The organism is Pseudomonas oryzihabitans, assembly GCF_007665395.1.
GTDB lineage: Bacteria > Pseudomonadota > Gammaproteobacteria > Pseudomonadales > Pseudomonadaceae > Chryseomonas > Chryseomonas psychrotolerans_C.
Genome location: NZ_VDND01000018.1, coordinates 1 through 11,750 on the forward strand (window position 1 = coordinate 1; position 11,750 = coordinate 11,750).

The window sequence follows — 11,750 nt, forward strand, 5'->3', positions numbered from 1 at the left end:
GTTGGTCTGCTCGGCGACCGAACGGATGACGTCCAGCACCTGGCTGATGTCGCGGGTCTGCTCCGCCAGTTGGCGCGCCTGCTCGCTGGCGCCCAGCACGTTTTCGGTCAGCACCTCGATGGCGCCCAGGGTATCGCCCAGCTGGCGCTGGCCCTGGCGGGCGGTATCGGCGGCCTGGCGCGAGTCGGCCGAGGTCGAGGTGGCGTTGCCGGCCACCTCGTCCACCGCCTGGCTCATTTCGGTGACGGCGGTGGCGGCCATTTCGATCTCGCTGTTTTGCTGTTGCAGGCCGTGGGCGCTCTCCTGCATCACCGCGGTCATTTCCTCGGCGGCCGAGGCCAACTGGGTGGCGGAATGGCCCAGGTGCCCCAGGGTGTCGCGCAGGTTGGTCTGCATCTGCTGCATGGCCTGCATGAGCTGGGCGGCTTCGTCGTGACCGCGGGTATCCAGGGTTTGGGTCAGGTCGCCGCTGGCGATGGCCTTGGCGGTAAGCACCGCCTCGGCGAGGGGGCGGGTAAGACTCAGGGTCAGGCGCCAGGCCAGCAGCAGGGTCAGGCCCAGGGCCAGGCCGATGGCGATCCAGGTGACCACCTTGGCTTCGCCGTAGGTTTCGCTCGAGACGACCATGGCCTCATTCATTTCGGCCTCATTGACCTTGCGCAGGGCCTCGGTGTTCTCGTTCATCTTCCCACCCAGCTGCGCCATGCCTGCTTGCACCATGGCGCGCGCCTCATCCACCTTGCCGGCGCCCACCAGCTCAGCCAACCGGTTGATGTCGTTCAGGTATTCCCGGTGTACCTGCCGCAGATTCTCCAGCGCCTGCCGCTCCTGGTCCGAGTTGACCAGTTTGTCGTAGCGGGCAAAGGCCGCCGCGACCTCGTTGCTCTGGGAGTCGATCTTCTTGCGGGTGTTGGCCACGGTGACGGGATCGGGAATGGCCAACAGGCGCAGCACCTCGATCCGGGTGCGCGCGAGCAGCAAGGCCAGGTTGTCGGCCTCGACGATGCTGGGGACGTTGTTGGTCTGGATGATCAGGCTCTGGTCGCGGGTCTGCGACAACTTCAGGATGCCGAAGACACCCACGCTGGCGACCAGGATGGCCAGGAGGCTGAAGCACAACAGGCTGCGGGTAGCGATGTTGAACGAGCGGAAGGTCATGTCCATTTACCGATAGTGATTGTGCTAAGCACAACGGCAATGGCCAGGATTACTTGAATGCGGAGGGCGGGGGCGGGCCATTCCGCTGACAGATGGTGAAGCGGGGCGCCTGACGTCAGCATCGCGTTCGGCATGACGGCGATTGCTCCGGCGTGTCGTGCGCTACGGGCTAATCGTCGGCAGGCGTCCAACCAACGGTTGTCAAGGCTAAGTAGAGATGTCGCACTTATGACTAAGTAAAAATGTCACTATGACCTATGGTGATTGCGCGGGGAGCCAATAATCGAACGCCATAACACTTCGCTTAGCCAGGTATGGATCAACCGACGAAGTCGATGAGGTATAGGGCGATCAGATGGCCTGGGTAGAAGCAGTAACCCCATCGACGGACTGTCCAGATCTTCAGGTCGTAGGAGCAACGTAGCAGCCAAAGCCCGAGGACAAGGGCGATGAACGCTACCAGCAAAATAAGCGCGCCGAAGAGCGGCGGATCCCAGTCTTCCACCCAGCGATTGCGACAGTTGGCTAGTACGCAGAGAACGGCAGATAGGAGCCAGAGCAGGCCTGGCCGGCGTATGGCGAGGAGCGGCGCCGCGGGTAGTAGCGTGCCGAAGACGCCGTACATCAGCCGTTCGCGAATGAGCACGGCGACACCGACGCCAATCACCACCAGCAGCAGACCTTCGCGACCGCGATGGTGAACCCCCAGACAATCGATAACCCCAACATCAACGAGTACATGACATTGAGCGTACCGCTGTCGCTGGAGAGGAGCCGAAACGGCAGCTCGGAAATGACGGCAAATACCGTCATCCAGATCAGGTAGCGAGCGTTGCTTTCGGTATAGAGGTCGTCTGCCGGCGAGCGGGCGATGTTGGCGGCGATCCCCAGACAGAACAAAGGGAAGGCCAAGCGACCTACGATGAAAAGCCAATCAATGCTAGGCCACAGGTAGCGTAGATGATCCAGCACCATGGTAAGGATCGCGAGCCACTTGATCAGATCCAGGCCATTGTCTCGATTGTGCTCCTTCATCCCAGCCATCCCAGCGTTAGCCCGGCGAGTACCAGATACCGAGCGACTTTGGCCAGTGCGACGAGCACCAGAAAGCTCCAGAAAGGCTCACGCAGAATCCCTGCTACGACGGTAATCGGATCACCGATTATGGGCACCCAGCTGAACAGCAGCGATCCACGACCATAGCGCTGATACGCCCTTTGCGCCTTTTCCAGCTTCTCCGGGCTGATCGGAAACCAGCGTTTATGTCGATAGCGCTCAACCGAGCGGCCAAGCCACCAGTTCACGACGGAGCCCAGTACATTGCCCACCGTCGCGACCAGCACCAGCATCTATGTCTGGTACCGCTCAGTCGCCAACAGTCCAACCAGTACGGCCTCCGACTGCAAGGGCAGCAGCGTTGCAGCGCCGAAAGCCGCGACGAATAGGCCCAGGTAGCCGGATAGCTCCCACATTAGGCTAGGCGCTCAGGCCGATCCACCCGTGGATCCCTACGTAAATGCCGACTCCGATGATCAACAGGCTGGATAGGTAAGGAGCTCGCCGAGCGGCAGCGCTCAGCCAAGGCCACCGACTGGAAGCATGGCGGGCGCCTATGGCAGCCGCTGCACCGACAGTCACCAGGGTAACGGCCAGGCCGACGCTGAAGCACAACACGAGTACCGCCCCCAGCGCGATCTGCTTCACTTGTAGGCAAAGCAGCAGGACGGTAATGGCCGCTGGGCAGGGTATCAGCCCCCCCGTGAGCCCGAAGAGGAGGATCTGGCCCGTGGTGACATTCTGGTTGCTAAAGCGCGTCCGGATGTCATTGGCATGCGCCAGCTCGTGGGCATCCTGATAGCCCTCGGTGACGAGCGCCAGACCTTCCTGGTGGCCGTGATGATGATCGTGCTCCTGGAACGACAGATCGTAATCGTGAGAGTGGCCGGCATGCCCCAGGCTTAGGCGAACGTTGAATTCGTGGGGCTCGGGTATCTCGCCGACGGACTCCAGATAGGCACCATGATCGACGAAACGAAAGTGCTGGATCGCACCGTCTGGGCGGGCGGTGCTTAGGATCACTTCAGAGGCCGGCCAGGCATGCCCCTTCAAGGACTTCAGCCGCCAACGTGGCGGCACGCCGTCCTCAAAGATCGACAGCTCGACCCACCCATGCCCGGTATCGATGCGGCGCGTTTCATCGTGGTGGTGATCATGAGCGGCATGCCCCTCTTGGGCATGCCATAGCCGCTCACCCCGCCATGTACGCCAGAGCATCCACAACGCTATCGAGATGATGATGGCAGCCGAGGCCAGTTGGAAATAGGGCTCGGTAGTCTCTGCGTCTAGGCCTTGCCCAACATACATGCCGACCATGGCCACCAGCCAAACCACGGCCGTATGGGACAGTGTGGCAGCCAGACCCAGCAGCACCGCCTGCTTGACCGTGCCACGCACCGCCACGATGAAAGCAGCCATCATGGTCTTCGAATGCCCAGGCTCCAGGCCATGCAGGGCACCCAACAAGATAGCGCTCGGGAAATATAGCCAGGCGGGCGAGGCACCCTGTTGCAGCAGGTCAGCAAAGCTAGACATGGTGGGGCGGCCTACAGGTACTTGGTGATTTGCTTGAACTCTTCTAGCGAGGCCTGCCCGCCATTCACTACCGCTTCCATCGTGTCTTCAAGACAGTGATCGATGTGATCCTGGATCAGCGTGCGTTTCGCCTGGCAGACGGCCTTTTCAACCGCGTGCAGTTGCTGGGCGATGTCTACGCAGCCCCGGCCTTCTTCGATCATCTGGATGATGCTGCGCAGATGTCCGTCCGCTCGCTTGAGACGCTTGATGATCGCCTCATGAGACTGATGGGTATGGGGATGGGAGTGATCATGCTCGCTCATGACTTGAGCCCTCCGTGAGGATCAATTAGGCTTGCATGCTATCCCCCCCGGGGGGATACGATCAAGCAGGTGTCTGGTTTCTTCCCGGCACCTGCTCAGTTGGGCTGGCGGAGCTTCATGGCTAAACGAATCCGATCAATCATCGTTGTATGCTCGCTGCTGCTCGCCGTCATGACGGCGTGGACGGCGCATGCCTCGACATCGTTGATCACCGGTCATTCGCACAGCCTGGAAAGCAACGAGGACAGCGCCCACTCGCATGATGATCACGGTTCCGATCACGGCCACACGCCGTTGATGGGCGATCATCAGCATGAGGTGCCCCACCTCGGCGCGCCCCCTGCAATCAGGTACCCGACGTCAGTCTCCTTCCTAACCGGTGAGCGTTCCTATCCGCTTCCCATCGCGCCTGTATTCCAGATAAAACGCCCCCCGCGCCCTCAGTCCGTGCTCTGACCTCTGGCCTTTTTCGGCCCAAGACCACTGAGACTTAGGATCCGTTTATGTACACGTTCACCTCCAATGGGAGGCCGGCATGCGTCTCGACGATGCGCCGTCCGCTCCTGTTTCTCTTCGCCTGCCTGACCCTGCTGCTGGGTGCCAGTGATGCCCTGGCTCATGCCGTCGCGGAAGGTGACAAGGGCTTCATCCAGGAAAGTTCGGGAGTGATGCTGCTCCCGTTCATCTACATGGGCGCCAAGCACATGATCACCGGGTACGACCACCTGCTGTTCTTGTTTGGCGTGATCTTCTTTGTCTACCGCCTCAAGGATGTCGGCCTGTATGTCACCCTTTTTGCGGTAGGACATTCCGTGACACTGCTGTTTGGCGTCCTCACGAACATCAGCGTCAGCTCCTATGTTATCGACGCCATCATTGGTTTTTCCGTGGTGTACAAGGCGCTCGACAACCTGGGAGCGTTCCAGCGGTGGTTCGGCTATCAGCCAAACACACGGGTGGCCACCTTGGTGTTTGGCTTGCTCCACGGCTTCGGATTGGCAACCAAGGTTCAGGAGTTCGAGATCTCCCCAGACGGACTGATCCCCAATCTGCTGGCGTTCAACGTCGGCGTAGAAATTGGCCAGCTCCTCGCGCTCAGCGCCATCTTGATCGTGATGGGCTACTGGCGCCGAACCGCGAGCTTCTGGCGCCACGCCTACACGGCCAACGTCGCCATGATGAGCGCAGGCTTCTTGCTCATGGGCTTTCAGATCACCGGCTTCATCACTTCCGTTTGAGGACTCGACATGTTCAATTCCCCCCTGCCTACTGCCGCTGATCTTCCCTCCAGTGCCCAGCTACTACGCTCCACCGCCATCGCTCTGCTCGTCGCCACCGGCCTTCTGGTCACCGTAGTCATGCCCTCTGAATACGCCATCGATCCCACCGGCTTGGGCCGCGTCCTTGGCTTGCAGCAAATGGGTGAGATGAAGATCGCGCTGGCCAATGAGGCGTTGGCGGAAACCCAGGCGGCACCTGCCACCTCTGGTTCGGTACCGAGCCAGGCTACTGCAGCACCCGCCACAGCCATGCGTGCTACAGGCAATCAGTCGGTGCCCACTACAGCAGTAGCACCGGCACCGACCGCAGCCCCATCAGCCGCCCCGGTTAAAAGCGATACGATGACCATCAACCTCAAGCCTGGCGAAGGGCGTGAGATAAAACTGGAAATGGTGAAGGGCGCCAAGGTGCGCTACGAGTGGACGACGTCGGGCAGTGCGGTGAATTTCGATACCCACGGCGAACCCTACAACGGAGCAAAGGGGTACTACCACAGCTACAGCAAGGGCAAGCAGGTTACGAGCGATACCGGAGAGTTCACTGCGCTGTTTGACGGAACACATGGGTGGTTCTGGCGTAATCGCGGCGATGCGCCTGTGAGCATTTCGCTCAGCTTTAAGGGCGAATACTCCAATATCAAGCGATAGCCAGCTGCTCACCGATTACCCGACTGACTCCACCTGTCAGAGAGAACCTCCATGAACGCAATCCAGATTTTTCTACGCATCGCTCTAGCCGTTGTTTTGCTGGGATCACTCACTGCCTGTGGCGACAGCTCAACAAAGAGCGAAAAAGAGCACGGTCACTCCCACGAGTAGAAGCTCAGCAGGGGCCGCGCCAGCGGTCCTTGCTGATCCATCCGCTCCGTGCGGACGTCATGTGGATTAGTGGTTGCTGCAATAGATGATCGCGATAGCATATTGCCAGGTATCTACATGTATCCCTATCGATCCGCTTCGGCTGCAAAACCAGTAGGCTAGCCGCCTGGCGTGATCGGGACATTACTATCCGGCCGTAACAAGCGGTACTTAGTTCGGTCACGCGTCGACGCCCAGTCGAGCTTCAGCGAATCGGGTATTGGCGAACGGCCCGGCGAGGCGGGCGTGGCTGAGGCCCATTCGCGGCGGCGTGACGAGCAAGACGCTCACCCCGGCGGAGGTAAGCGCCTGCTTTGTGCCTCGAACCCTCGCGGTGCGAGGACTCGGGGCTACCGGGTCGAAAGGCTGCTACCGGGCGATCGCCGCCTCGATGTCCTTGAACTCCACCACTCGAACATAGGGTGCGATCTCGCCGCTGATGGAAAAATGGGCGCCGATCACGGTGACCTCGACGCCTTCGTTTTCCACCAGGTACTGGACGACCTCATGGAAGTCGCCGTCGCCGGCCACCAGGTAGAGCTTCTTCCAGCCACGCTTCGCATAGGAGCGCATCAGGTTGAAGGCAAGACCGACGTCCACGCCCTTTTGGCTCTTGGTCAGGTATTGCTCGCCCGTCTCCGGATGGAGGATAGGACCACCACCCACGGACGCCGGCCATTCGTGGGCCTTGCTTTGCAGCCAGTAGAGCTTGACCCGCAACCCCGCGCCCTTTGGCGGCGCCGAGCTGAGGAATTTGTTGAAGCCGGTCTGGGCGATGGTCGGCGGATCGCTATCGCAGTTGAAGTAATAGGCGTCGCCGATGGGTTCGCCGGCGTCCTGCTCGATGAAAAGACGAAGCTTCAGATAGTCGAATTTGGCACCGGAGATAGAGCCATTCCAGGCGCTCAGGGCATAGGCGCCGTCGACGAACCACGCCACGCCCGCTCGATTTGTAGTTGGCATCGTAATGCTGGGACCAAGCCTGTTACGGTTGATGGGCGCATACCCGCACGCGGGATACGCAGAGGACTATTGTGTGCTTAATTCGACGCTCGCGCCTCTTCTAGCGACAATTAGCTCCACGCAGGTCCAGGCGGGAGACCAGGGGGAGCGCCTGGACCAGTACGACCGGTTGGCGGGGTCTCTTGCCGTTACCCCGTGCCAGAGCGCTCACTGTCGAATGGTTTCGGTCGACCAGGCACGTGGATGGCCAGGACCAGTCTGCTCGCGAAGGATCGCCCTTGCACCTGGGGGCTGACCGGATGCCCATCAGGTGCCCTGAACGTCATGCTTTTTCGGCCGCCTCCGCCGCCAAGACCCGAGGACCTATGACCCGCGAACGCCGAACTTGAGGTAGGCGATGATGCTGACTGCGTCCTGGAAGGAGGATCCCGAAGCCCGGAGCTCTGGTGGTTAGAGAGTCCAGTTCGCGACGAAGGAAGCCAGAACGCCACCCCGATAGGGCTGCCAGAGCGTGAGCGTCGCTCTGTAGCTGGTACAGAATCTAGACGATTCAGCCTTGTGAGCTGGCAGGTCTGGGCTAACTGAGGCCCAGCCTGCCATTGCCGCGGTCCTCTTCGGCGGTAAGGCCTTCTGGCGTTCGCCGCCTTTTAATCAGGAAGAGTTCCGTACGACAATTGGCTCAGCCCAACTGCGCCCTGGCGAGCAGCGCGTACCCCAGCACCAGCAGCGGCCAGCCCAGCAGCGGCCCGAACAGCAGTCGCCACAGCCATGGCCGCGGCACGAAGCCGACGCCGTGGACCAACCCGGCGGAGATGCCGAGCATGACCCCCATCAGCAAGGGGTGGCTGTAGTGGCCGCTGGCGTCGAGCATCAATCCGGGGTGGATCAGCAACAGCAGCGCCAGCGGTGCCGCCAGCAGCAGGGACAGCGTCCGCCCCAAGGGGTGGACGCGGGGCAGGGCTTCAGCATTCGGCATCGTCATGGACGTCGAGCTCCCGGGTGCTTTCCAGCCAGAGGGCGTTGATGATGCCGAAGCTCGCGGCGAGCAGGACACCGAGGATCCAGGTGAAGTACCACATGGCGAATCTCCTTGGAGGGGCTGGTCAGTAGAGGCCGTGGGGATTGGCGTCGATGAAGCGGTCGTCGACCTTGCCCCACATCCGCACGTAGCTCCACAGGGTGTAGCCCAGGATCAGCGGCACGAAGAGGGCCGCGGCGACGAACATGATGCCCAGGGTGCGCTGGCTGGAGACGGCGTCCCAGACGGTGAGGCTCGAGGCCGGGTCAAGGCTCGACGGCAGCACGAAGGGGAACAGCGCGCAACCGGCGGTGGCCAGGGTGCCGACGATGGCCAGGGCGGTGCCGGTGAAGGCCAGCGCCGCCTGGCGCCAGCTGCTGCCGAGCAACGCCAGGATGCTGCCGAGTGCCGCCAGCAGCGGGGCGAGCAGGGTCAGCGGGTGGGCGTGATAGTTGGCCAGCCAACCCGGGTTGCCGGCGGTCACCACCTTGTGCAGCGGATTGAGGGCACTGCCCGGATCGCCCTGGCTGACCAGCAGGTAGCCCTCGAAGGCATGGGCCAGCCAGACCCCGGCCAGGCCGAAGGCGGCCAGGTGGAGCAGGGCGCACAGGCCGGTGGCGCGCCGGGCACGCTCGCCCAGTGCCTGGTGGGTACGCAGCATCAGCCAGGCACCGCCGTGGGCGCAGAGCATGGCCAGGCTGACTAGCCCGCAGAGCAGGGCGAAGGGATTGAGCAGGGCGAAGAAGCTGCCGTGGTAGCTGGATCTGAGGGTGTCGTCGAGCTGGAAGGGCACGCCCAGGAAGAGGTTGCCGAAGGCCACGCCGAACACCAACGCCGGAACCAGGCTGCCGGTGAACAGGCCCCAGTCCCAGGCAGTGCGCCAGCGGCTGTTGTCGAGCTTGCTGCGGTAGTCGAAGCCCACCGGGCGCAGGAACAGGGCGAAGAGCACCAGCAGCAGCGCCCAATACAGCCCGGAGAAGGCGGTGGCATAGACCAGCGGCCAGGCGGCGAAGAGGGCACCGCCGGCGGTGATGAACCAGACCTGGTTGCCATCCCAGTGCGGCGCGATGCTGTTGATGGCGGCGCGGCGCTCCTTGTCGGTCTTGCCGATCAGGGGCATGAGGATCATGGCGCCCAGGTCGAAACCGTCGGTGAGGGCGAAGCCGATCAGCAGCACGCCGATCAGCACCCACCAGGTGAGCTTGAGCACTTCGTAGTCGAACATGGCGGTCTCCTCAGACGTTGGCCGGGGCAGCGGGCTTGGCCACGGCGGCCTGGCGCAGGGCGTCGCCGACCTGGGCGGCGCGTTCGTGGTAGTAGCGGCCGGTATGCAGGCTGCTCGGGCCAAGGCGGGCGAAGCGGATCATCAGGTACAGCTCCACGATCAGCAGCAGGGTGTAGAAGGTCACCAGGGCGCCGATGGAGCCCCAGAGGTCCGCGGGGGCCAGGGTCGAGGCCGACAGGTGGGTGGGCAGCACCTCGCTGATGGTCCAGGGCTGGCGACCGTGCTCGGCGACCCACCAGCCGGTCTGGGTAGCGATCCAGGGCAGCGGCAGGCTGAACAGGGCCCACTTGAGCAGCCAGGGCTTCTGGAGTTCGTTGCGCCGGGTCGAGGCCCAGAAGGCGCAGACGAACAGCGCCAGCATCAGCACACCGCAGGCGACCATGAGGCGAAAGGTCCAGAACACGCTGGCCACGTTGGGGATGGTGTCCAGGGCAGCCTTGCGCACCTGTTCGTCGGAGGCGGCGGGCAGGTCGTTGGTGTACTTCTTCAGCAGCAGGCCGTAGCCGAGGTCCTGCTTGTGGGCGTCGAAGGCGGCGCGGGTGGCGGCGGAGTCGTCGCCGGCGCGCAGTTTTTCCAGCAGCGCATAGGCCTGGGCGCCATTGCGGATGCGCGCCTCGTAGTGCTTGACCAGGTCCTTGATGCCGGTGACCTGCTCGGTGGTGGAGCGGGTGGCGATCAGGCCCATCACGTAGGGGATCTTCACCGCGTAGTCGGTGCGCATCTCCTGCTGGTTAGGGATGCCGAAGAGGGTAAAGGAGGCCGGGGCTTCCTCGGTGTTCCACTCGGCCTCGATGGCGGCCAGCTTGACCTTCTGCACCTCGCCCACGCGATAGCCGGATTCGTCGCCCAGCACGATCACCGAGAGCACCGCGGCCATGCCGAAGGCCGCGGCCACGGCAAAGGAGCGCCGGGCGAAGCCGATGTCACGGCCCTTGAGCAGGTAGTAGCTGGAGATCGCCAGCACGAAGAGGGCGCCGGTGACGTAACCCGAGGCCACGGTGTGGACGAACTTGACCTGGGCCACGGGGTTGAGCAGCAGGGCGCCGAAGTCGACCAGCTCCATGCGCATGGTCACGTAGTTGAATTCGGCGCCCACCGGATTCTGCATCCAGCCGTTGGCCACCAGGATCCACAGCGCGGAGAGGTTCGAGCCCAGGGCCACCAGCCAGGTCACCAGCAGGTGCTGCCCTTTCGATAGCCGCTCCCAGCCGAAGAAGAACAGCCCGATCAGCGTCGATTCGAGGAAGAAGGCCATCAGGCCCTCGATGGCCAGGGGTGCCCCGAAGATGTCGCCGACATAGTGAGAGTAGTAGGCCCAGTTGGTGCCGAACTGGAACTCCATGGTCAGGCCGGTGGTGACGCCCAGGGCGAAGTTGATGCCGAACAGCTTGCCCCAGAACTGGGTCATGTCCTTGTAGACCTGTTTGCCGGTCATCACATAGACCGACTCCATGATCCCCAGGATCACCACCAGCCCCAGGGTCAGGGGCACGAAGATGAAGTGATACAGCGCGGTCATGCCGAATTGCAGGCGTGACAGGTCCACGACGGATTCCGAGATCATCCCGGCAATCTCCTCAACTAGAAGGAAGGGGGCTAGTCCAGCAGGTGGGCGCTGACCGCCTGGGCGGCGTCGGGCGGGACCGTGGGGGCGCTGAACCAGAGGCTCTTGATCGCCATCAGCAGCGCCAGCTTGATCAGCAGGATGACCAGCAGTTCCTTGACCAGGCGTCCGTTCATGGCGACCTCGCGAGCCGTGGCGCCCCTCCCGAACGGAGTGGCGACTGCAGGCAGGATGCGCCTGCTGGCCCGGGGCAAAACTGATCCAGATCAATTGGCCACTGGCCAGTAGCTGGGGCAGGTTGTCGCAGCCGTTCAGGTCGGGTTCAGAGGGGTTAAGACGGCGTTAAGACGGCAGGGCGCAAGGTGAAGCCGTGACTGACGCCGGACCGCTCTCGCGGTGACGCCAGCCCCCCTGTTCAAGACCGGAGGATCCACCATGAATGTCTTCAACAAGATGGCCGCACTCGCCCTGCTCAGCACCGCCAGCTACACCGCCATGGCCGCCGAGATCAACGAAAGACGCAGCCAGGCGCTGCCGCAGCCGCAGGTGGCGCCCGCCGAGGTCGTAGCCGTCCAGGAAGCGACCCCGGCCCGCTGGGACCAGGCGCTGGACCCCCACGCCTACCGCCAGGCCTCGGTGCGCTACCAGGCCCATGTGGTGGATCCGGCAACGTTGCGAGACCTGCGTTTCGGCTAGGCTGCTTCGCAGCGTCTCTCCCGTCACGCTA

Annotated in this window: 13 protein-coding genes and 2 pseudogenes; 3 read left to right on the forward strand and 12 right to left on the reverse strand. The window is 62.7% G+C overall.

Annotated features, from left to right (window positions below):
- From FSV73_RS24515 to FSV73_RS24540, 6 genes and pseudogenes are all read right to left on the reverse strand, one after another.
- On the reverse strand, window positions 1–1,158 hold a 1,158-nt coding region (locus tag FSV73_RS24515), incomplete at its 3' end, for a methyl-accepting chemotaxis protein (protein ID WP_145012890.1).
- A 319-nt stretch (window positions 1,159–1,477) separates the two neighbouring features.
- Window positions 1,478–2,202: pseudogene (locus FSV73_RS26325) on the reverse strand (TraX family protein).
- A pseudogene (locus FSV73_RS24525) lies at window positions 2,190–2,630 on the reverse strand (YqaA family protein). Before FSV73_RS24525 ends, FSV73_RS26325 begins: the two co-directional pseudogenes overlap by 13 nt.
- A 4-nt stretch (window positions 2,631–2,634) precedes the next feature.
- Window positions 2,635–3,750, reverse strand: coding sequence for a nickel/cobalt efflux transporter (locus tag FSV73_RS24530; RefSeq protein WP_145012892.1), 1,116 nt, complete (start codon window positions 3,748–3,750; stop codon window positions 2,635–2,637).
- An 11-nt stretch (window positions 3,751–3,761) separates the two neighbouring features.
- On the reverse strand, window positions 3,762–4,055 hold the full coding sequence (locus FSV73_RS24535) for a metal-sensing transcriptional repressor (protein WP_145012894.1): 294 nt from the start codon (window positions 4,053–4,055) through the stop codon (window positions 3,762–3,764).
- 135 nt (window positions 4,056–4,190) lie between these two features.
- Complete coding sequence (locus tag FSV73_RS24540) at window positions 4,191–4,370, reverse strand: hypothetical protein (RefSeq protein WP_145012896.1); 180 nt, start codon at window positions 4,368–4,370, stop codon at window positions 4,191–4,193.
- Between the two features lie 233 nt (window positions 4,371–4,603).
- Here FSV73_RS24540 and FSV73_RS24545 point away from each other — a divergent pair, with 233 nt between their 5' ends.
- Both FSV73_RS24545 and FSV73_RS24550 read left to right on the forward strand, forming a co-directional pair.
- Entirely contained in the window at window positions 4,604–5,293 is a 690-nt protein-coding gene (locus tag FSV73_RS24545) for a HupE/UreJ family protein (RefSeq protein ID WP_437179315.1), read from the forward strand.
- A gap of 9 nt (window positions 5,294–5,302) precedes the next feature.
- On the forward strand, window positions 5,303–5,983 hold the full coding sequence (locus FSV73_RS24550; RefSeq protein WP_145012900.1) for a transmembrane anchor protein: 681 nt from the start codon (window positions 5,303–5,305) through the stop codon (window positions 5,981–5,983).
- A gap of 579 nt (window positions 5,984–6,562) precedes the next feature.
- On the opposite strand, the gene FSV73_RS24555 is transcribed toward FSV73_RS24550, so the two are convergent.
- From FSV73_RS24555 to cydP, 6 genes are all read right to left on the reverse strand, one after another.
- Window positions 6,563–7,132, reverse strand: a complete 570-nt coding sequence (locus FSV73_RS24555) for an NYN domain-containing protein (RefSeq protein ID WP_186309341.1) — start codon at window positions 7,130–7,132, stop codon at window positions 6,563–6,565.
- A gap of 703 nt (window positions 7,133–7,835) precedes the next feature.
- Window positions 7,836–8,132, reverse strand: coding sequence for a cyd operon YbgE family protein (locus tag FSV73_RS24560; protein WP_145012962.1), 297 nt, complete (start codon window positions 8,130–8,132; stop codon window positions 7,836–7,838).
- Window positions 8,119–8,235 carry a cytochrome bd-I oxidase subunit CydX gene (gene cydX / locus FSV73_RS24565; protein ID WP_007158843.1) on the reverse strand — a complete coding sequence of 39 codons (117 nt, stop codon included), beginning with the start codon at window positions 8,233–8,235 and terminating at the stop codon, window positions 8,119–8,121. Before cydX ends, FSV73_RS24560 begins: the two co-directional genes overlap by 14 nt.
- A 24-nt stretch (window positions 8,236–8,259) precedes the next feature.
- Window positions 8,260–9,399 carry a cytochrome d ubiquinol oxidase subunit II gene (gene cydB, locus FSV73_RS24570; protein ID WP_145012903.1) on the reverse strand — a complete coding sequence of 380 codons (1,140 nt, stop codon included), beginning with the start codon at window positions 9,397–9,399 and terminating at the stop codon, window positions 8,260–8,262.
- A gap of 10 nt (window positions 9,400–9,409) precedes the next feature.
- Window positions 9,410–11,023 carry a cytochrome ubiquinol oxidase subunit I gene (locus FSV73_RS24575; protein WP_145012906.1) on the reverse strand — a complete coding sequence of 538 codons (1,614 nt, stop codon included), beginning with the start codon at window positions 11,021–11,023 and terminating at the stop codon, window positions 9,410–9,412.
- Window positions 11,024–11,055: 32 nt separating this feature from the next.
- Entirely contained in the window at window positions 11,056–11,199 is a 144-nt protein-coding gene (gene cydP / locus FSV73_RS25685) for a cytochrome oxidase putative small subunit CydP (RefSeq protein WP_186309342.1), read from the reverse strand.
- Window positions 11,200–11,458: 259 nt separating this feature from the next.
- On the opposite strand from cydP, the gene FSV73_RS24580 reads away from it, so the two are divergent.
- The gene (locus tag FSV73_RS24580) at window positions 11,459–11,719 is read left to right on the forward strand and encodes a hypothetical protein (protein ID WP_145012908.1); all 261 of its coding nucleotides are present in this window, start codon (window positions 11,459–11,461) and stop codon (window positions 11,717–11,719) included.
- Window positions 11,720–11,750 lie beyond the last annotated feature (31 nt).

What these genes read in the sequence shown, in the direction of transcription:
- FSV73_RS24530 (WP_145012892.1), bottom strand. Translation starts at nt 3,750, where the DNA reads ATGTCTAGCTTTGCTGACCTGCTGCAACAGGGTGCCTCGCCCGCCTGG.
- FSV73_RS24535 (WP_145012894.1), bottom strand. Translation starts at nt 4,055, where the DNA reads ATGAGCGAGCATGATCACTCCCATCCCCATACCCATCAGTCTCATGAG.
- FSV73_RS24540 (WP_145012896.1), bottom strand. Translation starts at nt 4,370, where the DNA reads ATGCTGATGATCGCCCATCAACGGCGTGTGGCCGTGATCGGAACCGTG.
- FSV73_RS24545 (WP_437179315.1), top strand. Translation starts at nt 4,604, where the DNA reads ATGCGCCGTCCGCTCCTGTTTCTCTTCGCCTGCCTGACCCTGCTGCTG.
- FSV73_RS24550 (WP_145012900.1), top strand. Translation starts at nt 5,303, where the DNA reads ATGTTCAATTCCCCCCTGCCTACTGCCGCTGATCTTCCCTCCAGTGCC.
- FSV73_RS24560 (WP_145012962.1), bottom strand. Translation starts at nt 8,132, where the DNA reads ATGCCGAATGCTGAAGCCCTGCCCCGCGTCCACCCCTTGGGGCGGACG.
- cydX (WP_007158843.1), bottom strand. Translation starts at nt 8,235, where the DNA reads ATGTGGTACTTCACCTGGATCCTCGGTGTCCTGCTCGCCGCGAGCTTC.
- cydB (WP_145012903.1), bottom strand. Translation starts at nt 9,399, where the DNA reads ATGTTCGACTACGAAGTGCTCAAGCTCACCTGGTGGGTGCTGATCGGC.
- FSV73_RS24575 (WP_145012906.1), bottom strand. Translation starts at nt 11,023, where the DNA reads ATGATCTCGGAATCCGTCGTGGACCTGTCACGCCTGCAATTCGGCATG.
- cydP (WP_186309342.1), bottom strand. Translation starts at nt 11,199, where the DNA reads ATGAACGGACGCCTGGTCAAGGAACTGCTGGTCATCCTGCTGATCAAG.
- FSV73_RS24580 (WP_145012908.1), top strand. Translation starts at nt 11,459, where the DNA reads ATGAATGTCTTCAACAAGATGGCCGCACTCGCCCTGCTCAGCACCGCC.